This is a genomic window from Deinococcus sp. Marseille-Q6407 (assembly GCF_946848805.1).
Taxonomy (GTDB): domain Bacteria; phylum Deinococcota; class Deinococci; order Deinococcales; family Deinococcaceae; genus Deinococcus.
Window position 1 is genome coordinate 20,588 of the sequence record NZ_CAMPFU010000004.1, and the last position, 25,871, is coordinate 46,458.

Consider the following 25,871-nt stretch of genomic DNA (forward strand, 5'->3'; position numbering starts at 1 on the left):
TCCCCACATATTTTTGCTGGATTGGGAGGGCCGCGCGGTTCTTGCAGAATGGCCTCACGCCCGGATTGAGGGAGGGTTTCATTGACTACGCAGGTCAAGACGGCAGACGTGATTGTCATCGGCGGCGGCATTATCGGGTCGGCCTGTGCTTTTCGCCTCAGCGAAGCCGGCTACCGGGTCGCCGTGCTGGACCGCGGCGCGGCGCCGGGGCGGGGGTCTTCGGGCCGCAGCGGGGCCGGGGTGCGGGTGCAGTTCTCGGAGGAAGTGAACGTGCGGCTGTCCTGGGAGAGCATTCAGGAGTACCAACGCTTTCCCGAACAGTTTGGCCGTGAGAGTGGGTACGTGCAGAACGGCTACCTGTTTCTGGTGCCCCGGGAGGGGTGGGATGCACACCTGCAGGGGGTGGAAGTGCAGCGCGGCGCCGGTGCTCCGGTGGACGTGATCACACCACAGGAGGCTGCCGGGCACGTGCCGTTCCTGACCGAAGGCATCTACCGCTGCACCTACGGCCCGCAGGACGGCTACATTGACCCACTGCTGACCCTGAATGCCTATACCGCCATGGCGCTGGAACGCGGCGCCGAACTCTGCCGCCCAGCAGAAGTCACCTATATCGAGCGGCGGGATGGGGCCTGGGCGGTGTCGTCCAGCCAGGGTGAATTCAGCGCGCCGGTGGTGGTCAACGCGGCCGGCGCCTGGAGCGGAACGGTGGCGGCGCTGGCCGGGCTGAGCGTGCCAGTGCGTCCCCGCCGCCGCAGCGTTTACCGCACCCGCTCTGGCAACGGTACGCCGGGCTATCCGCTGACCATCGACACCACCAGCAACTTGTGGCTGCGCGGGCATGGCGACACGGTCATCTTTACCGTGTCTAACCCACAGCAGCCCGACGGCCTGGAAGAAGGCATCGACTGGCCCTGGCTGACGACGGTGCGCGCCGCCGCAGCCAGGCGGTTTCCCTGGCTGAACGAGCTGGACATTGACCGCTCCTATTCCTTCTGGGGCTACTACGAGATGACCCCCGATGGCAGCCCGGTGCTGGGGCCAGCGGCTGAAGCGCCCGGCTGGATCAATGCCTGTGGCTTTTCCGGGCATGGGGTGCAGCAGGCGGCCGCCGTGGGCCGGATCGTAACCTCGTTCGTGCGCGGCGAGGACCCTTTTATCGATGTAAGCAGCCTACAGCTGGAGCGCTTTGCCCACGACCGGGCCACCGCCGAGCGGCACATCGTCTGACCGGAGAGCGCCGGCGTGCGCCTGATCTTTCCCGTGTCTCACCTTTTTCCACCACAGGAGAACCCATGACCCAGACCTCTTCCCAGCCCACCTGCCAGACCTACGGCCACCTGATCGGCGGTCAGGACGTTCAGCCTCAGGGCGCCGTTCTCTTTCAGAGCCGTTCCAGTGGTGACCTCAGCGATGTGCTGGGCACCTTTCCGGAAGCCAGCCGCGCCGACGTGCGCCGCGCCTGCGAGGCAGCCCGCGCCGCTTTTCCGCGCTGGAAAGCCACACCGGCCCCAGTCCGTGGCGAGATCATCGGCCATATCGGCCGGGCGATTGCCCGCGAGAAAGAAGCCCTCAGCCGCTTGCTCAGCCGCGAGATGAGCAAGACGCTCAAAGAAGCGCGCGGTGACGTGCAGGAAGCGGTGGACACCTGTGCCTTTTTCCAGTCGGAAGGCCGACGCCTTTACGGGCAGACGGTGCCCAGCGAGATGCCCAGCAAGGAACTTAAGACCTACCGCCGGCCACTGGGCGTGGTCGGGATCGTCACGGCCGGCAATTTCCCGGTGGCGGTGCCCAGCTGGAAGATCATTCCGGCGCTGCTGACCGGCAATGTGGTGGTCTGGAAACCCAGCGAGGACGCGCCGCTGACCTCCTACGCATTTGCCCGGCTGCTGGAAGAAGCCGGCGTACCGGACGGCGTGCTGAACGTGGTCTTTGGCGGCGGGAAGGACGCGGCGGGGCAGTTCTTGGTAGAGATGCTGGACGAGCGGCTGCTGCAGAAGATTGCCTTTACCGGCTCTACCGCCGTGGGCCGCTGGATCGGGGAGGTGGCCGGCCGCAACCTGACCCATCCCACCCTGGAACTCGGCGGCAAGAACCCGCTGGTGGTGATGCGCGACGCCGATATCGATAACGCCGTGCAGGGCGCCCTCTGGGCCGCCTACGGCACCGGCGGGCAGCGCTGCACCAGCGCCGGCAACCTCATCGTGGACGCGCCGGTCTACAGCGAGTTCCGGGATAAGCTGCTGGCGGCCATTCAAAGCATCCGCATCGGCAACCCCGTGAAACACGAGGACGTGCTGTACGGCCCTTTTATCAACGAGCGTTTTTTCCGGTCCTGGGAAGCCCACTACGCCTGGGGAGAAGAGGACGGTGCCACGCTGCTGTACGGTCAGGGCCGCATCACGCCGGGGAACCGGCCGGCCGGCTTTCAGGGCGACCCGGAAGCGGCCTTTTACGGCTGGCCGACCCTCTGGGAAGGGGTGAGGCCTGGCATGCGGCTGTTTCAAAACGAGGTGTTCGGCCCCACCGTCAATCTGGTCAAGGTGGACGGCTTCGACGAGGCGATTGCCGCTGCCAACGCGGTGGACTACGGCCTTTCCAGCGCCATTTATACCAACGACCGCAGCTGGGCCCACCGTTTTCAGGAGGAAATCGAGGCGGGCATGACCTCCATCAACAATTCCACCACCGGCGCCGAGGCCCATATGCCGTTCGGCGGCACCAAGGGCAGCGGCAACGGCACCCGCGAGAGCGGCATCTGGGTGCTGGAAAGCTACACCTACTGGCAGGGCGTCAACGACGATATTTCCGGCCGGCTGCAACTGGCGCAGATGGACACCGCTTACGCTCAGCCGCGTGAGGCGTTCAGTGTAGGCCGCCTGCTGAGTGGGCGGTCAGAGGTGGACGGCATCTGACGAGCTGGATGGCAACAGCGGCGGCCTTGCCCGGTGTGTGGAGAGGCCGCCATTTGCTGTCTTGCCTGCCAAACAACTCCTTGCATACTTATAGCTGGGATGTCTGACAAATGCATCTAGGGAGCCACTTAATTTTCATCCATAAAGCTGAACGGGCACAGCTTTTTGAAAAAGCGTCAGATTCCGGGTGACAACGCCTAGCACGAAATTATGCAGCATTTAGGCGTCATTCCTGGTTAACTATGCAAACCCTTTTCTTTTGATCTAGACTGTCGGGCATGACCGTGCTCAGCCGTCAGCTTCTGGACCGTTCGCAGTGTCTCGTCATCAAGATAGGGTCCGCCCTGCTGGTTGATGAGCGCGGCCTGCGACGAGACTGGCTGAGCGGTCTGGCCGACGATGTGGCGCTGCTGCGCTCGCAGGGCAAGCAGGTGGTGCTGGTGTCGAGCGGGTCCATCGCGCTGGGCCGCCGGCAGATGGGCCTGCCGCGCGGGCCCCTGCCGCTGGACGAGGCACAGGCGGCTGCCGCCGTCGGGCAGATTTCGCTGGCGCAGGCCTACGCCGATGAGCTGGCGCAGCGCGGCCTGCATGCCGGGCAGGTGCTGGTCACGCTGGAAGACAGCCGTGTGCGGACCCGCTACCTCAACTCGCGGGCCACCTTGAGCGCCCTGCTGGACCACGGCATCGTGCCCATCGTGAACGAGAACGATACCGTGGCGACCGATGAAATCCGCTTTGGCGACAACGACCGGCTGGCCGCCCAGATTGCCCTGACCTGCGGCACCGATTGCCTGATTCTGCTGTCGGACGTGGACGGCCTCTACACTGCCGACCCCCGACACGACCCGGCGGCGCAGCACTTTGCGCAGATTGACGATATTACCCCCGAAATCGAGGCGCTGGCCGGCGATCCCGGCCCTGACGCCAAAGGCGGCATGAAAACCAAGCTGATGGCAGCCCGCACCGCCATGCAAGCAGGCGCAGCGATGGCCATCACCCGTGGTGACACCCACCGCCCCATTTCGGCGCTGCGTGAAGGGGCGCGGGCCACCTGGTTTATTGGTGCTGAGACGCCCAAGTCGGCCCGCAAGAACTGGATTGCCGGCATGAAGCCGCAGGGCCGCGTGACCATTGACGACGGCGCCGAGGCCGCGCTGGGCCGGGGCCGCTCGCTGCTGGCCGCCGGAGTCACGGCGGTAGAGGGCAATTTCGGGCGCGGTGACTGCGTGGAAGTGGTGCACCGCGGCCGGGTGCTGGGCCACGGCCTGTGCAGCTACGGCTCGGCGCAGGCTCGCCGCATCGCTGGGCTTCACAGCGACGAGATCGCCCTGCTGCTGGGCGAGCCGCCCCGCTCGGCCTTTATCAACCGCGACAATCTGGTGCTCTGACCTCCGGGGCAATTCTTCTTGCCCGCCGTATGTTGCTCTTTTCCCCGCTTTCTCTTTTTTCAGAACAGGACCCTCTGCTATGACCCAGACTGCTTCCCAGACCTCATCCCAGGTATCCGAACCGCACTACACCGAACTGAAACACACCATGAACATGCTGTTTGCCCAGGCCCGTGCGGCGGCCCGCGCCCTGGCCCTGGCCACCAGCGAGCAAAAGCAGCGGGCCCTGGAAGTTGCCGCAGACGCTCTGGAGGGGAGCAGCGCCGGGGTGCTGGCGGCCAACGCCCGCGACCTGGCCTTCGCGGAGGAAAAGGGCCTGAGCGCCGCCATGCTGGACCGCCTGCGGCTGGATGAAAGCCGCTTGCAGGGCATCGTGCAGGGCCTGCGTGATGTGGCCGCCCAGCCCGACCCAGTGGGCGAGGTGATGGCCGAGTGGGAGCGGCCCAGCGGCCTGACCATTCGCCGGGTCCGCACCCCGATTGGCGTGGTGGGCGTGATTTACGAGTCGCGGCCCAACGTGACGGCCGACGCCGGGGCACTGTGTCTTAAAAGCGGGAATGCCGCCATTCTGCGGGGAGGTTCGGAAAGCCTGCATTCCTCGCAGGCCATTCATGCGGCGCTGGTGCAGGGGCTGCGCGCGGCCGGCCTGCCGGAACGGGCCATTCAGCTGATTCCCACCCGTGACCGCGCGGCGGTGGGGGAGATGCTGGCGGCACAGGGGCTGATCGACGTGATTATTCCGCGCGGCGGGCGCAGCCTGGTCAGCCGGGTGCAGAACGAGGCGCGGGTGCCGGTGTTCTCGCATCTGGACGGTATCAACCATGTCTATATCCATGCGGCGGCCGATCCGGCCAAGGCGGAAGCGGTGCTGGTCAACTCCAAGACCCGCCGCACCGGTATCTGCGGCGCCGCCGAGTGCCTGCTGATGGACCGCGAGAGCTTTGCGGCGCAGGGCGCGGCGCTGGTGACTGCCCTGCAGGCGCGCGGCACCCAGATTCGCGGCGACCGGCAGTTTCAGGAGCTATCCGGCGTGGAACCGGCCCACGAGGACGATTACGGCCACGAGTTTCTGGACAACATCATCGCGGCGCGGGTGGTGTCGGGCCCCAGCGAGGCGATCACCCACATCGCCCAGTACGGCAGCGGCCACACCGAGTGCATCGTGACCGAGGACGCAGCGGTGGCCGACCGCTTTGCCCGCGAGGTAGATGCCGCCATCATCATGCACAACGCCTCCACCCAGTTCGCCGATGGCGGCGAGTTCGGCATGGGCGCCGAGATCGGGATTGCCACCGGCAAACTGCACGCTCGCGGCCCGGTAGGCGCCCGCGAACTGACTTCTTTCAAATATCTGGTGCACGGCGAAGGCACCGTACGCCCCTGAGGGCAGCGGCCAGCGTAGGCCTGGGCCATGAATATCCAGTGTATTGGCGCTGGATAGCGGCGGCGCTGTTCGCGGTGCTCTGGCTACATCTGGCTCGGCGGGGTTGGACGCGTCGCCGCGTGGCAACAGCTTGAGCTGCTGTTTTTCGTGCCGTGGGTCAATGAAACCTGTGGTTCAATAGCCGTGCCCGGATTCTGACCGACCCAGAGCTGCTCCAGCGCTTTGCTCTGGCCGGCCGGTCGGCTCCCAAATGCGTGCCAGAGGTCATTGGGAAGATGGGTATGAGTTTCAAGCGAGTCCGCGTCTACTGGCTCTGCGCACATACAATCGCGGAGATGGACGTACTCAGAACTTGCACCTGAATAGGCGGACAAAAAGCGCTCCCAGAGCTGAAATTCTGGAAGTGTGTACAAACAGGTTTCAGGGGAGCGCGCCCATATTCTCTCACAGCGGATTCTGGACATTCCAGAGACGCTGTACCAACGGCGAAGCCTGGAGGCTTCGCTGCACCTTTTCCACAGTCCAGGTCAGAAGACCAAGTTCAGCCAGGCTGAGGGAGTCAGTCCCAGTGCACTGAGTCGCTTCTTCAACGTCTATGACTGGGATTCAGACCGCTGCCGGGAAGAGATGCAGGACTTCCAGTGGCGCATCCTGCTGGATACAGCTCGTCACAAACGTAGACCTCGAATGCGGCTCAGCGTGGATCTGACCACGGTGGAAAAGGTGGGAACTCAGCTGCCCTATGTCAGTGTCTACAACGGTAGGCACGGCATCCATCTGGTGGTCCTGTTCGCCGAATATGGGGAACTGAAGTTCCCCATTTCTTACCGGGTCTACCAGGGCAAGCACACCAGCACCCCGGTCACTCTGGCGCTCGACCTACTGGAAGAGGTGCCGGACTTCATCAAGAAACGTTTCCGGGTACGTGTCCTAGCGGACAGTGGATTCGAATCCGCTGTCTTTCTGGACGGTGTGCAGCGCCTGGGTTTCGAGTTCGTGGTGGGTGTGCGGAGCAACCGACGCACAGACCATCCTGGACAGGTGACGGTTGCGGACTGTCCGCATGGGGGGTACGTCAACCTCGCCAACTGGCCTCTGGAAACGCTGACCCTGGGGAGGATGGACCGTGGGGACCGTGAATTCTTCGCGGTGTCGTCTGAACTGCTGGAGGGGGACGAGATCGTTGCTGAGGGTGCGCATCGCTGGGGGGTGGAATCCTTCTTTAAGGAAGGTGTAAGCACCAGTTTGGGTTGGCGCAGTTCGCGCTGCGAACTGCCAGGGGTCTGGACCGCTGGATTCTGATGGTCTTCCTGGCCTTCACCCTAACCATGCTGTACCGCTCTGAGGACATGACCCTGAAAGAGGCAGCCCGCTTGGCCCTACATACCCTCTTCCCCGAAGTCAGGCTGAACCACCTGCTGAGCCAAATTCAAAAAGAGCAAGAATTCCTCCACCAGCACGGCTATTCGCTCAGCTATGCAAGGTGCAAGTTATGAGCCGTAGCTATACTTTCAAGTTGAAAGTCGGCCTTATTTCTGCCGCCAAAGGAGCCTCGTGAAAATACTCAGTTTCTGGAATGAAGCCGGCGGAGCCACCAAAACAACCATGGTGGCCGAGCTGGGTTATCTCCTTTCAACCCGCCAGAATCAAGCCGGGCAACCCAACCGCGTATTGCTGATTGACCTGGATCCTCAGCGTAGCCTGACCCGGAGAATGGGCCTGCTGGACGATCCTGCCAGCAAAGCCCACCGCCTGGGCTCAACCCTCAACATTATCCTGCAGGAGGCAGACAACGACTTCCCTGTGCCTTTTACGCCAGAGCGGATGCCTGGATTACGGGCCATTCCGGCCCATCAGCAACTGCGGTCACTCGACAACATCCTGATGACGGACGATGCGCTGTTGATCGGCCTGAGGGACGCCCTGCAACGGCTGGCAGACGATTACGATTACGTCCTGATTGATACCCCTCCCAGCAACGGCGGCCTGACCCGCGCCGCGCTGGTGGCTTCGGACGCTGCCGTGGTTCCGATGCCGACCCATATCAAGTCGGTAGAAAATATCGAGAACGTGACACAGGTGCTGGCCCAATGCCGCCGCCTCAATCCGGACCTGCGAATTGCCTCATTCATCCCCACCGTCTATAACAAACAAAGAACTCAAGACAGGGAAATCTATGAACTGATCACCCAGCAGCTGAGTGATTTGGCCCCTGTCGCGCCTCCTGTCACGGAAAGGCCTGCGATCTTTAGGGACGTCTTACCAGCACGCGGCGCAGTCGCTCTTGACCAGCCGGCCAATCCGGCCAGCCGTGAGCTCAACGCCGTCTTGGACCACCTCCTGGAGGTCATTTGATGCCCAAAAAGGTAAGTGCAACCTCACGAATCAATCTGGATAAAGCAGTAGAAAACTACCGCCGCGAGGGTATTGATCAGGTTGAACTCGACCAAATTGTGGTCATCCCAGGGCACAACCCACGCGGCTACGCCACCGGCGAAAAAGCTTTTGAAGGCCCCGCTTTTGACGCTCTTGTCCAGAGTATTGGTTCCTTCGGTGACGTCTTTCAGCCCATTGTGCTGCGGCGAAAAGCAACCAGTAATCTCTATGAATTGGTTGCGGGGGAGAGACGTTGGCGAGCTGCCAAGGCGGCTGGGCTAACCCATATCAGCGCTCTAGTTCGCGAACTGGATGATGATCAGATTGTCCGTGTAGCACGAGAAGAAAACGAGCTCAGGGAGGCAGTAAGCTCCATTGATCTCCTGTTCGCCTCGCTGGATCAATTGGCAACTCGGCTCAATGTACCTCTTCGGGAGCTGCGCACTGTCTTGATTCGTGCCCGCGACCAGGGCGAGATATTCGACAGTCAGACGCCAGAAGGTCAGGTTAGCCAATGGATTGAAGTTTTGGGACTCCCCAGTCTGTCGACTCTGGTCAGATCGTCTAGGTTGCTAGATCTCACGCCAGATGAGCGACAAGCAATGAGGGGAGGGCTCAGCCAACAAGCGGCTCTGGCCCTTTTAGACCTTGGTGATCATCCGCAGCGCGGAGAGCTTCTCCGGAAAGCTCAGGCAGAAGGGTGGAATGCCCAGCAGTTACGACGGGCTATTACACAGGCTAAGGGCAAAAAGAATTCGGACTTACAACAGAAAGCTCAAGAAATCCGCCGCTACTTGGGTCCCCGGCACCTCTCCCGCCTGGCCCCCAATCAGCAGCAAGAAGTTCAGGTTCTACTTAGCCAACTGGAACATGTGCTGAAAACAAGCACTTAAACCTGATTTCATACTTGCCGCTGTAAGGCCCATGAAGAGGCTTCCAGTTTCCTTATGGCATTGTAACCCTTAAAAACATTTTTAAGGCCTTCTATGGCCCTTACAGCGGCAGGAAAAGGCAATTCTTATTCAGGTCCCATACAGGTCACGAACTTCCTGAGCAAAATCACCCAAACGTAGCTCTGAGGCTGCCCGGGTTACCGCTCGGTAGACCTCATACGGCCTGACCTCACCCGCCTGCATCGCGATGAATAAGCGCTTCAAAGCGGGTTCTGGCACCTCACGGCCAACAAACATCCGAACTTGTGTGATTGCCCGCGCAGACTGTTCCATATTATCCAAATCAAGGAAATCTTTCTCGATCTGGCGATTGATTTGCTCTTCTTCGGCCTTTATTTCCTTGATACTCGTTGGACTTTTTGTGGGTGTTTTGGTATTCTTACTAACAGATGGGGAATCAGTAAAATCAGCATATTTACCTGTGGAATCTCTAATTAAATCTACAAGTAAGGCGCTCTTTTTACGTACCTGATAACCACTTTTGAGCATGGCTTCGAACTTATGGATTTTTTGTATTATATTTTTCTCTCCATATTCGCCAATTAACTTTCTTGCCACTGAAGGAGCGATACCGTACTGACGGAGCATATCGGTAGTTGGGGAATCAGGGATAACTTCAATAACAGGCTCTGGCGCTGGCGTAGTCGTAGGAAAATCGCCAAAATTATAGACAATCACTGTATCACCCCGTGATCCCTCATACTCTACGGAAAGCAAATATCCCCGCTCCAGAAGTTCTTTGTGGGCACTTTCTAGATTGCGCTTGATCCTTGCAGGTACAGTTTCGCGCAACTTGCATTCCTGTGCCCACTGCTGCAAATTAATTCTAAATTCTGCTGCTGCTTCATTTTCGAGACCGGGTTGATAGCGATGGGCGTCTAATACCCGGTAAAGGCTGCGTGTAAGAGACCGTTTCAAACTCAGGACAAAACTCATATCCAGAGGTTTGAGATATTTTTCGCGAATGCTTTCTACTACTGGGCGGGCTAGTTGGATTTTGAGCGTGGTACCACTTCCAAATCCTAAGCCATCTTGTGTTTCCGCCGTAATACGTTCAATAATATTAAATTTGACTGTGGTCCATCGTTGTCTTTTATGATCGCGCCAAGACTCACTGGCGGTATAAGTTGCCGCTTTAAGACGGTCCAAGCTTTCCTGTAAAGATTGATAATATTGTCCAGAATCAGGAAAACCGGCCTTTTGTAATAACTGATAAGCAGTTGTATGTACAATTCCCGATTCGGGAGCACCCTGTTCAAGGTACATCACATTTAAAATCGTCGCAAAATCCCCATCAAGGCCATGCGGTACGCCACCATACTCACCAGGAGAGATACAAGTTAGTCGAGCAGGACGCTCATCAACTGTGAATTCAATGTCCCAACGTGTGTAGTCTTCTGGAATACGTTCCTGTACACAAATAAGGCCTAGCCGTGCCGAATTGGCCTCATCAAAGCGATCCAATTGTGCTGGCGGAGTAGGCGGAACAGATTTAAGTTTGCCTGAGCGTGCCAAGTGCTTTCCCCTTTGGGTCAGTATATCTCAGTTACCGAGAGCAGATTTTGATTGATGATGTATTTGATCTCTTAAAGATATATATGATGATCATCATCAGACGCGCTGAGGCAAAGCGCGTCCCAGAGGGGAAAATTCTGTATAACATGCCGAGTAAATCGGGTAGAATTACATAAAACATGCCGAGTAAATCGGGACAACATGCCGAGTAAATCGGGTAGAATTACATAAACATGCCGAGTAAATCGGGACTCATCCTGTGGATAACTGTCTAGAACATGCCGAGTAAATCGGGACAACATGCCGAGTAAATCGGGCCTTCGGAGGAAGCTATTACCGATTTACTCGGCATGTCTCTCTAGAACATGCCGAGTAAATCGGGACAACATGCCGAGTAAATCGGGCCTTCGGAGGAAGCTATTACCGATTTACTCGGCATGTCTAGTTTTCCAGGTAGCGCAAAAATTTTGTCGTCTGGCATTACAATAATTTTTGGTAGGCAGCAAATGGCTTGTGCTGTGTGGCGAGAGCCGATCTCTGAACATGCCGAGTAAATCGGGGCCTACAGATGAGGTTCTCATACAGCCGGCTCGCTGGGATTTATTGATAACGGCGTAAGTATGCGCTGCTAAACTCTAGGGACCGTGGAATGGCAACCGAACCAATATTCTCGTGCCCAACTTGAGGAGCGGCGTCTGGCTGCTACCGAGTGGCTGCAGCAAGGCAGCCACACACACCGCGAAATTGCTGCTCACTTCGGCGTCTCCGTGCTCACGGTGACTTCTTGGAGTGCTCGGCTCAGAAAGAAGGGAAGCTTGCAAGCGACGGTCAGCTCTGGTCGTCCTGCTCGGCTGACTGAGTCTCAGCACGACCAGCTTCGCACCCTCCTGCGGGAGGGTGCTCTGCAGCATGGGTTTCCTGACGAAACTTGGACGACAAAACGCGTGGCAGAGCTGATCGGGCGGCACTTCGAGGTGTGGTACCACCATGATCACGTCCGTAAAATCCTACGAAAGTTGGGGTTCAGCCCACAGATGCCAGATGGGCGGGCTGCTGAGCGGAACGAACTTCGGATTGCATCCTGGCGGGAACAGGTGCTCCCGGAGTTGGAAAAAAAAGGTCGCTGGGGGAGCCACAATCATCTATCTGGATGAGGTCGGATTCTCGTTGAAAGGCGTGCGAAGGCGAACGTGGTCACCCAGGGGCGTCACGCCCCTGGTCACGCTCAGAGCGAACTGGGAGAAGCTTTCGACGATTGGGGCGATCACTTCAGATGGACGATTCTTCCAGCACACAACATCCGGAGCGATCCGCAGTGGAGAAGTCATCCGATTCTTTGGGCACATCCTGCGCCAAGTTCAGGGGAACATCGTCGTGGTGCTGGACAATGCGAGAATTCATCACGCGAAAGTGACCCAGGCGTTCGTGGGTTCCCACGAACGCCTCTCTCTGATCTTTCTGCCTCCGTATGCTCCAGAGTTGAACCCGATCGAGTTGGTGTGGGCCTACGTCAAGCGCAATGTGTTGGGGAACTTTTGTGCCCACTCCATCAGAGCGCTGAAAAAGAGGCTTGTCACCGCCTGGCAGCGGGTCCGCTATATTCACCTGCCCCGTCAGCTTATGGACGCCAACTTACGCCGCTATCAATAGTAATTGAAAGACGGGGAATCTGATTTACCTCTCAGTAGGTGACAACTTCACTTCCAGCCCCTCCTGGTGGGCAAAAAGGCTGGGTCAACAGGTCTAGGACAGCCATGAACTGTTGTGGTTTCCATCGTAAGGCATCCACGAGATGCTGAGCACCGTACCGCACCAGACTGACCGCTCTACGACCATGCTTGAGAATGGGGATGGACTGGGTCTGGCTGAGCCAGACCCCCAAGCGCAAACAAAACATCCAGGCCAGTGTCACCAAGCCGAAGAGCCGCTGAAGACGGCTCCTTTCCGTCATCCCAGTCCGCTCCAGGTCGAAGCCTCGCTTCTTGAAGCTGCTGAAGGTGCACTCGATTGACCAGCGCTGCTTGTACAGCTTCCAGGTCTTCCGAGCGCTGAAATCTGTGGCAATGATGACGAGGTCACCTGTGGATGACCTCGTCGCGACCACCCGCATGAGTTCGCCAAACACGAACACCTTTTCGTCGATTTCATGGAAATGACCGTGCTGGACGTGCTTAAACCATTCCTTCCCATTCATGTCGTCCAGCATGTCGCTGTGCCGAATGCGGATCGCCCGCTTGATGCCTTGACGACGGAGAAAACGGAACCACTCCGCACCGATGAACTCACGGTCAGCCACCAGGCCTTGCCAGCGTTTCGCTGGCAAGACGCGGAGGAGCTTCAATACCAACCACATACGGGCGTAGGTGTGGCTGTTCCCGGACTCATCAAGAGGAACCCAAATCAGGGGCAGGGTGAAGCCATGAACCACGGCTCCAAGCACCAGAAAATTGATGGGCGTTTCCCCATGCTCCCAATTGGTGCGGTCCAGACTCAGCAACACCTTCCCCGGTGGAAGATGGACGACGAGCAGAGCGATGAAAAAGTCCATGTCCAGCTGCTCATCCCGGAAGGTGCGGTCTGCCCGCCTTTTCTTAGCCTGGGGCATGCTGATACCCGGCATGTGGGCACTCAGGTCGTGATGATTGATGCTCCTCGCGGCAATCATCGCCAGAAGGACGTCAATCAAGCGCTGAAGGGTGTCAATGCGGAGATGACTGGCGTGCGCTTTGAAGTGCTGGGTGAGTGCGGTAGCCTGCTGAGCAGCGGATTCTGTTGTTTTCACACTCTCAGGAAACCGTGAACAGTCGGCCCCATCAAGCTTGATGGGGCCGACTGTTGGTTTTTGCCTTCTGGAACGAGGTCAAACTGAAGTTGTCACCTACTGAGGATTTACCTAGACCGCACTTTTGCATACGCGGGCTTATAGTTTCAAAATTTAAATAAGAGCTTTGAAACGGCGTTAAAATCTTCCAGACAGTTGAGAATCTAAAGTTTGAGATGGGCCCGCTATCATATGGCTCAGAACTTGCACCTGAATAGGCGGACAAAAAGCGCTCCCAGAGCTGAAATTCTGGAAGTGTGTACAAACAGGTTTCAGGGGAGCGCACCCATATTCTCTCACAGCGGATTCTGGACATTCCAGAGACGCTGTACCAACGGCGAAGCCTCCAGGCTTCGCTGCACCTCTTCCACAGTCCAGGTCAGAAGACCAAGTTCAGCCAGGCTGAGGGAGTCAGCCCCAGTGCACTGAGTCGCTTCTTCAACGTCTATGACTGGGATTCAGACCGCTGCCGGGAAGAGATGCAGGACTTCCAGTGGCGCATCCTGCTGGATACAGCTCGTCACAAACGCAGACCTCGTCTGCGGCTCAGCGTGGATCTGACCACGGTGGAAAAGGTGGGAATTCAGCTGCCCTACGTCAGCGTCTACAACGGCAGGCACGGCATCCATCTGGTGGTCCTGTTCGCCGAATATGGGGAACTGAAGTTCCCCATTTCTTACCGGGTCTACCAGGGCAAGTACACCAGCACTCCCGTCACGTTAGCCCTTGACCTGCTGGAAGAGGTGCCAGACTTCGTCGGGAAACGCTTTCAGGTCTGCGTACTGGCAGACAGTGGATTCGAATCCGCTGTCTTTCTGGACGGTGTGCAGCGTCTCGGTTTCGAGTTCGTGGTGGGTGTGAGGAGTAACCGGCGCACGGATCATCCTGGACAGGTGACGGTTGCGGACTGTCCGCATGGGGGGTACGTCAACCTCGCCAACTGGCCTCTGGAAACGCTGTCTCTGGGGAGGATGGACCGTGGGGACCGCGAATTCTTCGCGGTGTCGTCTGAGCTGTTAGAGGGGGATGACATCCTGGCCGAAGGAAAACGGCGCTGGGCGCTGGAATCCTTTTTTAAGGAGGGAAAGCATCAGTTTGGGTTGGCGCAGTTCGCGCTGCGAACTGCCAGGGGTCTGGACCGCTGGATTTTGATGGTCTTCCTGGCCTTCACCCTGACCATGCTGTACCGCTCTGAGGACATGACCCTGAAGGAAGCTGCACGCTTGGCTCTCTACGCCTTGTTCCCCGAAGTCAGGCTGAACCACCTGCTGAGCCAAATTCAAAAAGAGCAAGAATTCCTCCACCAGCACGGCTATTCGCTCAGCTATGCAAGGTGCAACTTATGAGTATGGTCTTTCGCCCAGGACCGCTATGCTGCAGGGTATGACCTTGAGCGATCACATTCGCCGTTCGATGGGCGACGAGATGAAGCAGAGTTTGGCCGTCTTGACCCGCCCTAGCGTGCGAACTTTCGAGCTATTCGAGCGACGAGGTGGCGTGAACGAAGCGCTGCTGTACGTACTGCTGGCCAGTCTGGTATCGGCAGCTGTGGCGGGCTTGATGGCTTTTCTGCCCTGGCACGCCGATATCTCTCCCTGGGCACAGTTCATTAACCGGCTGGTAGGTATTCCTGTGCAGTTCGCCATCTTTACCGGAGTAGTGTACTGGGTGGGCCGGCAGCTGTTTCGCGGCACCGGGAGCTACGCTGAGGTGGCTTACACCTTCGCACTGTTTTTCGTGCCGCTGAGTCTAATCAGCAGTGTCCTGGGCTGGATTCCGGTCGTAGGTCTGGTCACCGGCCTGCTGATCTCAATAGCCATGATTTATTACGGTTATCTGGCTGTACAGTCCTCCATGAATATCCGTCAGGGGACCAGTCCGGCCATCACTCTACTGATAGCAGCGGTGATCACCACGCTACTCAACCTGCTGGTGTTTGGCAACTGGTGGCAGGGCTTCTAAAATTCCTGGTGCAGTTCCCCCTCGTAGGCGGGTGACGGAGCGTTTAAACTGCCGAGTATGTCCCAACCTGTGCTCTCTCACCTGGAAGAAGTTGGCCACTGGCTTACCCAGCGTCCTGTGCTGGGTGTCAGTGCCGAGCAGCTGTCTTCTGTGGCCGTCCTTGCGGTAGATATCATCAATGGCTTTACGCGGGAGGGGGCCTTAGCCAGCCCGCGTGTTGAGAACATTATCGCGCCCAGCGTGAGCCTGATCCAGGGAGCCTTGGACGCAGGGCTTCCAGCGGCGCATGTGGGCCTGATGGCAGATGCCCACCCTGAAAATGCCGAGGAATTTCGGGCCTATCCACCCCACTGTGCACAGGGCACCCACGAGGCCGAGTGGGCGCCGGAATTGCTGGCTCTGCCGGCGGCCGGCAAGTTCTCTTACTTCTATAAGAACTCTATTGCCAGCCATCACACGCCGGAGCTGGAGCGCTGGCTGGAGCAGACCGCGCCCCGTACCCTGATCGTAATTGGGGACGTGACAGACCTGTGCCTTTACAGCCTGGGCCTTCATCTGCTGACGCGTTCACAGCACAGTGGCCTGGGGCAGCGAATCGTGTTGCCGGCCAACTGCGCCCAGACCTGGGATGCCCCCGACCACCCTGCCGAGCTGTATCACCCCCTGTTTTTGTACCAGCTGGCCCGGACCGGTGCCGAGGTGGTCTCTGGCGTGAATTGGCTGGGGGCTCAGGCCTGAGAGGGCTGAGCAGTATGAAGTAGGGTTTGACTCTGGGAGCCGTCTGGCCTGGGACTGTGTCACAGACAGCTTGACTTCCTGAAGCAGCGGTCTTTAGGGTAGGTGCTTTGAGGCACCTGCCAGACATTCAGTCATTTTTTACTTACAAGAACTGCCTGGGACCTGACAAGGGCCAGAAGGGGCACCTACCGCTATGAGTAAAATCTCCGTACCTGCGCGGCCGCTGCCTGCAGGCCGCACTTGGGGTAGTGCCCTGATCATCGCCGGTACCACTATCGGAGCTGGTATGCTGGCCATGCCGCTCACTTCGGCCGGAATGGGCTTTGGTCTGACCACTTTGGCCCTGCTCAGCATGTGGGCGCTGTCAGCCTGTACCGCCCTGCAATTTGCCGAGGTGTACCGCTCTCATCCGGCCCGTGAGGGTCTGGCCAGCCTGACCGAACATTACTTCGGCCCCGCTGGCAAGTGGGTTGTGACGGTGATTCTACTGCTGTTCATGTATGCGATTTCGGCGGCGTATATCAGCGGGGGCGGCAGCCTGCTGGGCGGTGTGCTGCCGCTGAGTACCACCAGCAGCAGCGTGCTGTACGCTCTGCTGGTAGCAGTGGCTGTCCTGCTGGGGACCCGCGCGGTTGATGGTTTGACGCGGGTGCTGTTTGCGCTAAAGCTGGCAGTCCTTGCGCTGATTCTGGCGCTGGTACTGCCCCGCACCACGCCGCAGTTCCTGCTGACAGCGCCTCAGAACCCGGCTCTGTACTTTTCCGCGTTGCCCATTTTCTTTACGGCTTTCGGCTTTCACGCGGTAATTCCCAGCGTGACGGAATATCTGGAGGGCAACCAAGGCGAACTGCGCCGCGCGATTCTCTGGGGCACCGGGCTGCCGCTGGCTGTCTATCTGCTGTGGCAGCTGGCGATTCATGGCCTGATTCCACAGGGCGAGCTGCTTCAGATCGGCAGTTTGGACGAGCTGAGTGCGGCCATCGCTCAGGCGACCGGCAGCGCGGCGCTGGGCCTGGGCGTGCGGGCTTTTTCGGCGCTGGCCCTGACCACCTCGGTGCTGGGCGTGGGGCTGGCGCTGCTGCACTCGCTGCGTGATGTGCTGAGCCAGCGTCTACCGCAGCGAGGTAGCTGGCTGTGGCTGGGCCTGCTCACTTTCGTGCCGCCCACCCTGCTCGCCACGCTTTATCCTCGCGGCTTCGTGGCTCTGCTGGGGTATGCCGGTCTGCTGGCGGTGCTCTACACCGTGCTGCTCCCAGGGCTGCTGGTCCTGCGTGCCCGGAAGCAGGGCCTTACCAAACAGGCCGGTGCAGGGCCCGGGGCGAGCAATACAGCGGTGGTCTGGCTGACTCTGGCGGCCGGCGCAGCCATCGTGCTGATTCCGCTGCTGACCCAGGCGGGATGGTTGCCGGCTGTGCAGGGCTGAAGCGTCGCCCAGGACGCACCACAAGTCGAAAGAAAAAAGAAGGCCGCTGGGAGAGTGCCCGGCGGCCTTACCTTATGTAAGCTTCCCGGTCAGGGAAGAGTCGGTCAGTAGGTGACTGGCAGCTTTTCGTAAATCCGTTTGCTGTTGCCGTTGCTGAAAGTGACATTGGCCGTCACGTTGATGGAGGTGTAGCGCCGCTCAGAGCGCGCCCGTACATTCAGCGGCAGGTTGAAGACCAGGCGGTTGCCGTCGGCGCGGTACATCACCGGGCCACTGTCTCCAGCCTGCCAAGCGTCGCGGGTGGGCAAGGTCAGCTTGCCGCTGCGGCCGGCCTCAACGTATTCCAGCTCATAGCTGAACGTGGCAGCTACCGGCACAGCGCCGTTGGGCACCGTGTCAACCACCAGCTGGCAGCGGTGGGTTTGCCCGGCCCGCAGCTGTGAACGCACGGCGCCGCTGGCCGTGTCGGTGCAGGTCGTGAAATACCACTGGGTGAACTTGGGCGCTTCGCTGCTGCGCGTGCTCCCGTTGCCCGCCGGTGTGCGCCGGGGCGTCGAAGATACGGCGCGGCCCGACTGCTGGCAGCGATTAACTGCATTCCAGGCAGTCTTAAACCCGTCGGCGGGGAAAGTGTAGGTCAGGGTCTGGCGGCCCACGCCCGGGTCACGGTCCAGCCGGATTACCACCCGGTCGCCGCGAAACAGCCCAGCGGCCATCTCGCGGGTGATGCCTCCGGGAAAGCCGATGGTATAAGCGTCGGTGTCGCCATTGAGACTGGTGGAATACAGGGCGTCTCCGTAAATGGTCTGCGGCGCACCCGAGCCGATCCGCACCGTAGCGGTAGGCAGAATTTCCCGGTCCGGATCGATCAGGGGATTCTTGCTTTTCAGCATCGCCCATAGACTGGGAATATCCCGGTCTGCACACTTGAGGGCCAGAGCGGTAGAGCCATAAGTATCATTGATCTCGTCAATGATCACCATGCTGTTATTCACGTCGGTAATGGGATCACGCGACACCGAGTAGTAAGTCCAAGTGCCGGGCACCCGGTCTATGGCCTGAGCGGAAGGAGAGAGGGTCAAGGCCAGCGCCAGCATCCAAGCAAACTTTTTCATAGAGTCTCCTACAACAAAAAAGAATTGAGGCTCTCAGCCTACGCTCATCTATTAGAGTCAGCAAGCTATTTTGCGCACCCCAGACTTCACAGCTGCCAAATGCTCCGGGACCAAATGGTCTAGACTGCCCGCCGATGTCATTTCCGCAAGACCAGCCCGATTCTGCCGCTCAGCCCACGCCCGCTCCTGCCCGCGACCTGCGCAGTGAGCTGTGGGCGCTGGTGCGGCTGGCCGGGCCGGTGGTGCTGTCGCAGTTTGCGACCAATGCACTGGCCCTGGTCAGCACCGCCGTGATCGGACGGCTGGGGCAGAGTCAGCTGGCGGCGGCCGCCTACGGCAGCGCCATCTATTACCTATTTTTCGTGGCGCTCAGTGGGGTGATGCTGGCGGTGGCTCCCCGCGCCGCAGCTGCCCACGGTGCCGGAGAGCCTCAGGGTGTGACCCGCGCCTTACATGCCGGCTTCCGGCTGGCTGTGCTGCTGACGGCTGTCATGTTGCCGTTCACTTATCTGCTGTCCACCCAGCTGTGGCGCTTTGCCCCGCCGGAGTTGGATACCGGGTTGGTGGCCACCTACCTGCGCACTTACGCCCTGGGGATGCCGGCCGTGCTGCTGTTCACGGCCCTGCGCGGCACCATGGAAGCCACTGGCCGCCCTGCAATAGTGACCCTGGTGGCTGCGCTGGGCGTTGCCCTGGTATCGGTTGTCTCGCCGGCGCTGTCGTTCGGCTGGGGGCCCCTGCCGCGGCTAGGCTTGGCCGGTGCAGCGGCCGCTTCGGCGCTGGCTGCCTGGCTCATGTTCCTGACCCTGCTGCCGCAGGTCCTGCGCTGCATCGAACCGCTGACTCCCGGCACACCAATGGGCCCGGAAGTTCGCAGTCTCTTTTCGCTGGGCTGGCCTATCGGCTTGACGCTGGGTGCGGAGGCGGCCATGTTCAGCGTGACCTCGCTACTGATGGGCAACTTCGGCAATCAGGCCCTGGCCGCGCACAACGTGGCTTTTCAGGTGATCACGGCGCTGTACATGATTCCGCTGGGGCTCTCGACCGCCACCAGCATCCGGGTAGCTCTGGCAGTCGGCGCCGGGTCACCGGCCCTGGCCCGCCGCGCCGGCCTGCTGGGGATCGGGCTGGCGGCCAGCGTCATGGTGGTCTTCGCCATTCTGGAAACGGTGACGCCAGAGTCCTTTATCGGGGTATTTGTGAATACTGGTGACCCGGTCAACGCGGGGCTGGTCGCTACCGCTGTTGGCCTGCTGGCCATTGCCTCGCTGTTTCAGGTGGTGGACGGCATTCAGGTGAGTGCCAACGCGTCGCTGCGCGGCCTGCAGGATACCCGGGTGCCGCTGCTGCTGTCGCTAACCAGTTTCTGGGTGCTGGGGATGCCGACCGGGTATGTGCTGGCCTTCGTGCTGGATTACGGCCCGCGGGGCCTGTGGTACGGCCTGTTGGTGGGTCTGGTGGCCGCAGCCTCGCTGCAGATGACCCGCTTCCTGCGCCTGACCGCGCGGCTCAAGCGGGCTGGCCCCACCGAAGCGCAAACGCCGCTGTCCGACTGAGGGCCGGGCAGTGGCGTTTCTACGGGTATCCGCCTGCGGCTGAGTTCAGGACGCAGCCACAGGCGTGACTGGAGGCAACGGCGCCTGGAAAGTCCTTAACCGCAGCGCGTTACTCATCACAAAAACGCTGCTCAGGCCCATGGCGGCTGCGGCCAGCACTGGCGAGAGGCCGAGGCCCCAGCGGCTGAAGACACCGGCCGCGACCGGAATCAGCAGCGCGTTGTAGGCAAACGCCCAGAACAGATTCAGCCGGATGTTGCGCAGGGTGGCGGCACTCAGAGCGGCGGCGTTGGGAACACCGCGCAGGTCGCCGGACATCAGCAGCACGTCGGCGGTCTGGGCAGCCACGTCGGTGCCGGTGCCCAGCGCCACGCCCACGTCAGCCTGGGCCAGGGCAGGCGCGTCGTTGATGCCGTCGCCTACCATCGCCACCTGCAGGCCCTGGTGTTGCAGTTCGGCGATCACGGCGGCCTTGTCTCCGGGCAGCACTTCGGCGCGCACCTCGCTGCCCGGGTCCAGCCCCACCTGCGCGGCGACGGCGCGGGCGGTGGCCCGGCTGTCGCCGGTTACCATCATGACCCGGTAGCCTCGGCGGTGCAGCTCGGCCACGGCTTCGCGGCTACCAGGCTTGAGGGGATCACTGACGCCCAGCAGCGCTGCTATGGCGCCATCTATCGCCACAAAGACCGGCGTAGCGGCCTGAGCGCCCAGGTCGGCCAGCGCTTCAGCCCAGCTGCCGGTGTCCAGACCCAGCCGCTGCATATAGCGCTCGGCGCCGAGGTGAAGGGTGTGACCTTCCACCTGTGCCTGCAGGCCGTAGCCGGCGACCGTATCCACCTCACTCGCTGGGGCCGGGGTCAAATCCCGTTCCTGGGCCGCCGTCAGGACCGCGTGGGCGACCGGATGCCCGCTGCCAGCTTCGGCGCCGGCGGCCAGCCGCAGCACCTCATTTTCGCTCAGTTGAGTGGTGGGGGAGAGGTGCAGCGCGGTCAGGGTGGGCCGGCCGGCGGTCAGGGTGCCGGTTTTGTCCAGCGCCACCACATCGGCCCGGTGCAGGTCTTCCAGCGCTCGGCCGCCACGGAACAGCACACCCAGTTCGGCCGCCTTGCCGCTGCCCACCATCACGCTGACCGGGGTGGCCAGGCCCATCGCACAAGGGCAGGCGATAATCAGCACGGCCACAGTGTGGATCAGGGCCTGCGAAACAGCGTCCGCGCCGCCCCACAGCAACCAGGACAGAGCCGTCAGTGCGGCGATCACGAGCACCACCGGCACAAAGACGGCCACTACTCGGTCGGCCAGTCCCTGAATCGGCGGCTTCTCGCTCTGGGCCCGTTCCACCAGCGCAATGATCTGGGCCAGCGCCGAGTCGGAGCCCACCCGGGTGGCTTCCACCACCAGCAGGCCGGACCCATTGAGGGTGCCGCCGGTGACCTCATCGCCCGGGCCTTTGGCGACCGGCACGCTCTCGCCGGTCAGCATGCTCTCATCCAGATACGACTGCCCGCTCACGATCCGGCCGTCCACCGGCACTTTCCCGCCGGTCTGCACCTGTACCTGTTGGCCTTGGCGCACCTGCTCGGCCGGCACGCTGCGGACTCCACCGCCCTCAATCAGCCGGGCCACCGGGGGCCGCAATTCCAGCAGGGCCCGCATCGCCTGACTGGAGCGGCCTTTGGCCCGACTTTCCAGGTATTTGCCCAGCAGCACCAGCGTGATGACCACGCCGCTGGCTTCAAAGTACACGTGCCGCGCTGCGGGCGGCAGCACTCCCGGCGCCAGCGTGGCGACCGCCGAGTAGGCAAAAGCGGCGGTGGTGCCGATCATCACCAGCGTGTTCATGTCGGGGCTGCCGTGGCGCAGCGCAGCCCAGCCACTGCGGTAAAAGCGCCGCCCCACCCAGAATTGCACCGGCAGCGCCAGCAGCAGCATTAGGCCATTCAGCGCGTCCTCGCCCAGCGTGCCCAGCAGCCAGTGGTGCAGCGGCGGGTACAGCATCGGCACCATGCTGATCAGAAAAAGTGGAATGGAAAAAGCCGTGCTGATCAGCAGATCGCGTTTCAGCTCCGCCTCGGCCCGGTCGTGGGGGCTGAGGGCCGCCGCCGTATCTGCCGCGCTTTTCGGTGCGGCCGGCCGCTCGGGCTGGTAGCCGGCTGCCTCGACGGCCGTGTAGAGGTCTTCCGGTGCCGCGCTGCTGAGCAGGTAGCGCACGCTGGCCGCCTCGGTGGCAAGGTTCACGCCAGCGTCCACCACGCCCGGCACTTTTTTCAGCGCCCGTTCGACCCGGCCTGCGCAGGCGGCGCAGGTCATGCCGCCCACGCCAAAGCTCAGTTCCTGCTGGGTAACTCCGTAGCCAGCGTCCTTGACCGCCTGGGTCAGCTGGGCCGGCTGCACAGCGCCGGGGTCATACTCCACACTGGCCGTCTCGGTGGCAAGGTTCACGCCGGCGTCCACCACACCCGGCACTTTTTTCAGCGCCCGCTCGACCCGGCCTACGCAAGCGGCGCAGGTCATGCCTTCAACCGGGATTTGCAGTTCCTTTGCTGTCATGTTCCCAGCCTACCCCCCTGGGGGGGAAGCAGGATTAAAAACGTCTTCACCGTCTTCTTTCCCCGACCCTCTCTGCAGAGCTAGAATAAGCCCATGACTGAAATGCACTCGGATCAGCTGACCACCCTGAAAATTGACGGCATGAGCTGTGGCCACTGCGTCACTGCTGTGGATAAGGCCCTGCGCGGGGTGGATGGCGTGCAGGACGTGAAGGTCAGCCTGGAAGAGGGGCGCGCCAGTGTCCGGGGGCAGGCCGACCGGGCGGCGATGGTCGCCGCAGTGGCCGAAGAAGGCTACACCGCCACCCCACAGGACTGAAGCGGGCCGGCAATGAAAACCCCGTCCCCGGCCGCTGGTCAGGACCATTCTACCGGGCATCTCTGTATGCCCGAAGCCGAGCGGCTGGCGGCCCGCCGTCGCCTCAGCGTTGCGCAGGGGCACCTGCAGAGCATCGTCAGGATGCTGGACGACCCGGAAGTGTACTGCGTGGATGTGCTGCGGCAGATCAAAGCTGTTCAGGGTGCCCTGGACGGGGCTGGCAGTGTCGTCTTGCGCGGGCATCTGCAGGCCCATGTGGCGACTGCCGGTGAGCGCGGCGACACGGCCGAGATCGTGGATGAGCTGATGCAGGCGCTCAAGTACCGTTAGCCGCTGCTCCACCGTTGTACTTCTACGCCTGGCTTTTCTCTTCTGTGAAAAAAAGCCGGGTTTTTCTGTTTCTGGCGCAGGTCTTTGGCTGGCTTTAACCCGCTTTCATGCGCTCACTGACCAGCCGGTTAGGCTAAGAAAAGCCGAATCCTCCTGCCCGGACCTTCTCGGCTCAGACCTTCCGGTTCGGCGGCGCTGACTTCTAGCTAGAAAGGCCGCCACGGGACGGAGTCCGGGAGACGAACATTTTCCTTTCACTTCCTCATAAGGAGTTTGCATGTCCAAAGATAAAGAAGCCGCGCAGTTGGGTCATCACCACGAAACGGGCAAAACCCAGGATCTGGCCCGCAACACGACGCCCCGCAGCGAAAAAGATGGCATGACCGACAACTTCGGCCACCTGATCAGCGATGACCTCAACTCGCTCAAAGCCGGTGTGCGCGGCCCCACCCTGCTAGAAGATCACCTGCTGCGTGAAAAGATTCATCACTTTGACCACGAACGCATCCCCGAGCGTATCGTGCACGCCCGTGGCAGCGCCGCCCACGGCTACTTTGAGCTCAAGGAATCGCTGGAACAGTACACCACCGCCAAGGTGCTGACTGAAGTGGGCAAGCAGACTCCGGTCTTTACCCGTTTCTCGACGGTGGCTGGCTTCCGTGGCTCGCCTGACACCCCCCGCGACGTGCGCGGCTTCTCGGTGCGCTTTTACACCGACGAAGGCAACTGGGACATCGTGGGCAACAATATCCCGGTGTTCTTTATTCAGGACGGCATCAAGTTCCCTGACTTGGTGCACGCGCTCAAGCCCGAGCCGCACCACGAAATGCCTCAGGCAGCCAGCGCCCACGATACCTTCTGGGATTTCATCAGCCTGACCCCCGAGTCGATGCACATGGTGATGTGGCAGATGTCTGACCGCACCCTGCCGCGTTACTTCGACACCATGGAAGGCTTCGGTGTTCACACCTTCCGCCTGATCAACGCTGAAGGCAAGAGCACTTTCGTCAAGTATCACTGGAAGCCAGTGAACGGCGTGCATTCGTTGGTCTGGGATGAATCACAGAAGATCATGGGCAAGGATCCCGACTTCCAGCGCCGCTCCATGTGGGAAACCATCGACCAGGGTGGCACCTACGAGTGGGACCTGGCTGTGCAACTGTTCTCCCAGGAAGAAGCCGACAAGTGGGACTTCGACATTCTGGACGCCACCAAGATCATTCCTGAAGAGCTGGTCCCCCTCAAGGTGATTGGTCGGATGGTCCTGAACCGCAACCCCGACAACTTCTTTGCCGAGACCGAACAGGTCGGCTACAAGCCCACCAACCTGGTGCCGGGCATGGACTTCACCAACGATCCTCTGATGCAGGGCCGGCTGTTCTCCTACTTGGATACCCAGCTGATCCGCCTGGGCGGCCCCAACTGGCAGCAGCTGCCCATCAACCGGCCGCTGGTGCAGGTGGCTAATAACCAGCGTGACGGTTTTATGCGCCAGACCATTGAGCCAGGCCGGGTATCTTACCACCCCGCGTCGCTGGACGGTGGCTCCCCCCAGGAAGTGCCGGTTTCGCAGGGCGGCTTTGCCAGCTACCCCGAGCAGATCAGCGGTGAGAAACTGCGTAAGCGTGCCGAGAGCTTCAGTGACCACTACGGCCAGGCCAAACTGTTTTGGAACTCGCTGGAGCCGATCGAGCGCAAGCACCTCTGCAAGGCTTTCCAGTTCGAGCTGAGCAAGGTAGAAACCCGCCACGTCCGCGTGGCCATGATTGACCAGCTGGAAAAGATTCATCCGCTGCTGGCCTCGCAGGTGGCCGTGGCCCTGGGCGAAGCACCCCGCGCCGATAAGGTCGTCAAGCCGGGCGGTACGGCCGACTGTGCCGAGGAAATGCAGTTGCTGGCTCAGGCTGAAGCGGTCACCAGTGCTTCTGGCGGCCTGACCAAGGCTCAGGGTCTGAGCATGGAAGCTCAGCCGCCCAAGGGCATTCGTAACCGTATGGTGGCCATTCTGGCAGCCGACGGTGTGGACGGTGCACAGGTTGACGCCATCAAGCAGGCGCTGGAAGCTGAAGGTGCCAAGGGTGAAGTGCTGGGTCAGCACCTGGGTCTGCTGGATGGCGGCGCCGAAGCCAAGAAGACCATCAGCAACTCGCATATGGTGCTGTTCGATGCGGTGATCGTGCCGGGCGGTGCCAAGAGCGCAGCGGCCCTGTTGGAAGACGGCGACGCCCACGCTTACTTGCTGGAAGCTTACAAGCACGGCAAGCCCATCGCCGCCTATGGTGAAGGCCAGCAGGTTCTGCAGGGATCGGACCTGGCCGCCCTGTTGGGTGACCAGTTAGGCAACGCCAAGAGCTTGGGCATCCTCAGCGCTGATGCACCGGCTATGGCAGAATTCGTTCAGACACTGGCGCAGCACCGCATCTGGGGCCGGCCTCAGCTGAAGCGCATCAGTAACTGATTTCTCCCGGGAGGAACGCTGGCTCGTCCCTTCCAGCTCAAAAAAGCAGATCGGGTAGCGGTTAAAACC

At 60.7% G+C, this 25,871-nt stretch carries 19 protein-coding genes and 1 pseudogene; 16 read left to right on the forward strand and 4 right to left on the reverse strand.

Annotated features, from left to right (window positions below):
* Window positions 1-81 precede the first annotated feature (81 nt).
* From OCI36_RS09905 to OCI36_RS09935, 7 genes and pseudogenes are all read left to right on the forward strand, one after another.
* Window positions 82-1,230: an NAD(P)/FAD-dependent oxidoreductase gene (locus tag OCI36_RS09905; RefSeq protein WP_261664931.1), complete on the forward strand. Its 1,149-nt coding sequence runs from the start codon at window positions 82-84 to the stop codon at window positions 1,228-1,230.
* 65 nt (window positions 1,231-1,295) lie between these two features.
* Window positions 1,296-2,915, forward strand: coding sequence for an aldehyde dehydrogenase family protein (locus tag OCI36_RS09910; RefSeq protein ID WP_261664932.1), 1,620 nt, complete (start codon window positions 1,296-1,298; stop codon window positions 2,913-2,915).
* Window positions 2,916-3,193: 278 nt separating this feature from the next.
* Window positions 3,194-4,303, forward strand: coding sequence for a glutamate 5-kinase (gene proB, locus OCI36_RS09915; RefSeq protein WP_261664933.1), 1,110 nt, complete (start codon window positions 3,194-3,196; stop codon window positions 4,301-4,303).
* 79 nt (window positions 4,304-4,382) lie between these two features.
* A complete protein-coding gene (locus OCI36_RS09920) occupies window positions 4,383-5,687 on the forward strand; it encodes a glutamate-5-semialdehyde dehydrogenase (protein WP_261664934.1) in 1,305 nt (434 codons plus the stop codon).
* A gap of 405 nt (window positions 5,688-6,092) precedes the next feature.
* Window positions 6,093-7,183, forward strand: a pseudogene (locus tag OCI36_RS09925) (transposase).
* Window positions 7,184-7,241: 58 nt separating this feature from the next.
* The gene (locus OCI36_RS09930) at window positions 7,242-8,042 is read left to right on the forward strand and encodes a ParA family protein (RefSeq protein ID WP_261664935.1); all 801 of its coding nucleotides are present in this window, start codon (window positions 7,242-7,244) and stop codon (window positions 8,040-8,042) included.
* Window positions 8,042-8,956, forward strand: coding sequence for a ParB/RepB/Spo0J family partition protein (locus OCI36_RS09935; RefSeq protein ID WP_261665224.1), 915 nt, complete (start codon window positions 8,042-8,044; stop codon window positions 8,954-8,956). Before OCI36_RS09930 ends, OCI36_RS09935 begins: the two co-directional genes overlap by 1 nt.
* A gap of 129 nt (window positions 8,957-9,085) precedes the next feature.
* On the opposite strand, the gene OCI36_RS09940 is transcribed toward OCI36_RS09935, so the two are convergent.
* Window positions 9,086-10,480: a replication initiator protein A gene (locus OCI36_RS09940; RefSeq protein WP_261664936.1), complete on the reverse strand. Its 1,395-nt coding sequence runs from the start codon at window positions 10,478-10,480 to the stop codon at window positions 9,086-9,088.
* A gap of 695 nt (window positions 10,481-11,175) precedes the next feature.
* Between OCI36_RS09940 and OCI36_RS09945 the strand changes: the two genes are divergently transcribed.
* Window positions 11,176-12,181, forward strand: a protein-coding gene (locus OCI36_RS09945) for an IS630 family transposase (protein ID WP_261663102.1) whose coding sequence is annotated in 2 segments (ribosomal slippage) — window positions 11,176-11,643 and window positions 11,645-12,181 — 1,005 coding nt in all. Because the reading frame shifts where the segments join, the coding sequence is not laid out codon by codon here.
* Window positions 12,182-12,212: 31 nt separating this feature from the next.
* Here OCI36_RS09945 and OCI36_RS09950 read toward each other — a convergent pair.
* On the reverse strand, window positions 12,213-13,196 hold the full coding sequence (locus OCI36_RS09950) for an IS4 family transposase (protein ID WP_261663408.1): 984 nt from the start codon (window positions 13,194-13,196) through the stop codon (window positions 12,213-12,215).
* Window positions 13,197-13,609: 413 nt separating this feature from the next.
* Here OCI36_RS09950 and OCI36_RS09955 point away from each other — a divergent pair, with 413 nt between their 5' ends.
* The 4 genes from OCI36_RS09955 to OCI36_RS09970 all read left to right on the forward strand — a co-directional run bounded on the left by OCI36_RS09955 (window position 13,610) and on the right by OCI36_RS09970 (window position 17,475).
* Entirely contained in the window at window positions 13,610-14,698 is a 1,089-nt protein-coding gene (locus OCI36_RS09955) for a transposase (RefSeq protein WP_261664937.1), read from the forward strand.
* Between the two features lie 37 nt (window positions 14,699-14,735).
* Window positions 14,736-15,314 carry a YIP1 family protein gene (locus tag OCI36_RS09960; RefSeq protein WP_261664938.1) on the forward strand — a complete coding sequence of 193 codons (579 nt, stop codon included), beginning with the start codon at window positions 14,736-14,738 and terminating at the stop codon, window positions 15,312-15,314.
* Window positions 15,315-15,371: 57 nt separating this feature from the next.
* Window positions 15,372-16,052, forward strand: a complete 681-nt coding sequence (locus tag OCI36_RS09965) for a cysteine hydrolase family protein (RefSeq protein ID WP_261664939.1) — start codon at window positions 15,372-15,374, stop codon at window positions 16,050-16,052.
* A gap of 193 nt (window positions 16,053-16,245) precedes the next feature.
* On the forward strand, window positions 16,246-17,475 hold the full coding sequence (locus OCI36_RS09970; RefSeq protein WP_261664940.1) for an aromatic amino acid transport family protein: 1,230 nt from the start codon (window positions 16,246-16,248) through the stop codon (window positions 17,473-17,475).
* Window positions 17,476-17,579: 104 nt separating this feature from the next.
* On the opposite strand, the gene OCI36_RS09975 is transcribed toward OCI36_RS09970, so the two are convergent.
* Window positions 17,580-18,590, reverse strand: a complete 1,011-nt coding sequence (locus OCI36_RS09975; RefSeq protein ID WP_261664941.1) for a hypothetical protein — start codon at window positions 18,588-18,590, stop codon at window positions 17,580-17,582.
* A 134-nt stretch (window positions 18,591-18,724) separates the two neighbouring features.
* Between OCI36_RS09975 and OCI36_RS09980 the strand changes: the two genes are divergently transcribed.
* A complete protein-coding gene (locus tag OCI36_RS09980; RefSeq protein WP_261664942.1) occupies window positions 18,725-20,146 on the forward strand; it encodes an MATE family efflux transporter in 1,422 nt (473 codons plus the stop codon).
* A gap of 45 nt (window positions 20,147-20,191) precedes the next feature.
* On the opposite strand, the gene OCI36_RS09985 is transcribed toward OCI36_RS09980, so the two are convergent.
* Window positions 20,192-22,696 carry a heavy metal translocating P-type ATPase gene (locus tag OCI36_RS09985; RefSeq protein ID WP_261664943.1) on the reverse strand — a complete coding sequence of 835 codons (2,505 nt, stop codon included), beginning with the start codon at window positions 22,694-22,696 and terminating at the stop codon, window positions 20,192-20,194.
* Between the two features lie 93 nt (window positions 22,697-22,789).
* Here OCI36_RS09985 and OCI36_RS09990 point away from each other — a divergent pair, with 93 nt between their 5' ends.
* The 3 genes from OCI36_RS09990 (at window position 22,790) to OCI36_RS10000 (ending at window position 25,802) form a co-directional block, all read left to right on the forward strand.
* Window positions 22,790-23,014 (forward strand): heavy-metal-associated domain-containing protein, encoded by a 225-nt coding sequence (locus OCI36_RS09990; protein WP_261664944.1) that lies wholly within the window; start codon window positions 22,790-22,792, stop codon window positions 23,012-23,014.
* Between the two features lie 12 nt (window positions 23,015-23,026).
* Window positions 23,027-23,344 (forward strand): metal-sensitive transcriptional regulator, encoded by a 318-nt coding sequence (locus OCI36_RS09995; protein WP_315941277.1) that lies wholly within the window; start codon window positions 23,027-23,029, stop codon window positions 23,342-23,344.
* A gap of 277 nt (window positions 23,345-23,621) precedes the next feature.
* On the forward strand, window positions 23,622-25,802 hold the full coding sequence (locus OCI36_RS10000; RefSeq protein ID WP_261664945.1) for a catalase: 2,181 nt from the start codon (window positions 23,622-23,624) through the stop codon (window positions 25,800-25,802).
* Window positions 25,803-25,871 lie beyond the last annotated feature (69 nt).

What these genes read in the sequence shown, in the direction of transcription:
- OCI36_RS09910 (WP_261664932.1), top strand. Translation starts at nt 1,296, where the DNA reads ATGACCCAGACCTCTTCCCAGCCCACCTGCCAGACCTACGGCCACCTG.
- proB (WP_261664933.1), top strand. Translation starts at nt 3,194, where the DNA reads ATGACCGTGCTCAGCCGTCAGCTTCTGGACCGTTCGCAGTGTCTCGTC.
- OCI36_RS09920 (WP_261664934.1), top strand. Translation starts at nt 4,383, where the DNA reads ATGACCCAGACTGCTTCCCAGACCTCATCCCAGGTATCCGAACCGCAC.
- OCI36_RS09935 (WP_261665224.1), top strand. Translation starts at nt 8,042, where the DNA reads ATGCCCAAAAAGGTAAGTGCAACCTCACGAATCAATCTGGATAAAGCA.
- OCI36_RS09950 (WP_261663408.1), bottom strand. Translation starts at nt 13,196, where the DNA reads ATGATTGCCGCGAGGAGCATCAATCATCACGACCTGAGTGCCCACATG.
- OCI36_RS09960 (WP_261664938.1), top strand. Translation starts at nt 14,736, where the DNA reads ATGACCTTGAGCGATCACATTCGCCGTTCGATGGGCGACGAGATGAAG.
- OCI36_RS09965 (WP_261664939.1), top strand. Translation starts at nt 15,372, where the DNA reads ATGTCCCAACCTGTGCTCTCTCACCTGGAAGAAGTTGGCCACTGGCTT.
- OCI36_RS09970 (WP_261664940.1), top strand. Translation starts at nt 16,246, where the DNA reads ATGAGTAAAATCTCCGTACCTGCGCGGCCGCTGCCTGCAGGCCGCACT.
- OCI36_RS09975 (WP_261664941.1), bottom strand. Translation starts at nt 18,590, where the DNA reads ATGAAAAAGTTTGCTTGGATGCTGGCGCTGGCCTTGACCCTCTCTCCT.
- OCI36_RS09980 (WP_261664942.1), top strand. Translation starts at nt 18,725, where the DNA reads ATGTCATTTCCGCAAGACCAGCCCGATTCTGCCGCTCAGCCCACGCCC.
- OCI36_RS09985 (WP_261664943.1), bottom strand. Translation starts at nt 22,696, where the DNA reads ATGACAGCAAAGGAACTGCAAATCCCGGTTGAAGGCATGACCTGCGCC.
- OCI36_RS09990 (WP_261664944.1), top strand. Translation starts at nt 22,790, where the DNA reads ATGACTGAAATGCACTCGGATCAGCTGACCACCCTGAAAATTGACGGC.
- OCI36_RS09995 (WP_315941277.1), top strand. Translation starts at nt 23,027, where the DNA reads ATGAAAACCCCGTCCCCGGCCGCTGGTCAGGACCATTCTACCGGGCAT.
- OCI36_RS10000 (WP_261664945.1), top strand. Translation starts at nt 23,622, where the DNA reads ATGTCCAAAGATAAAGAAGCCGCGCAGTTGGGTCATCACCACGAAACG.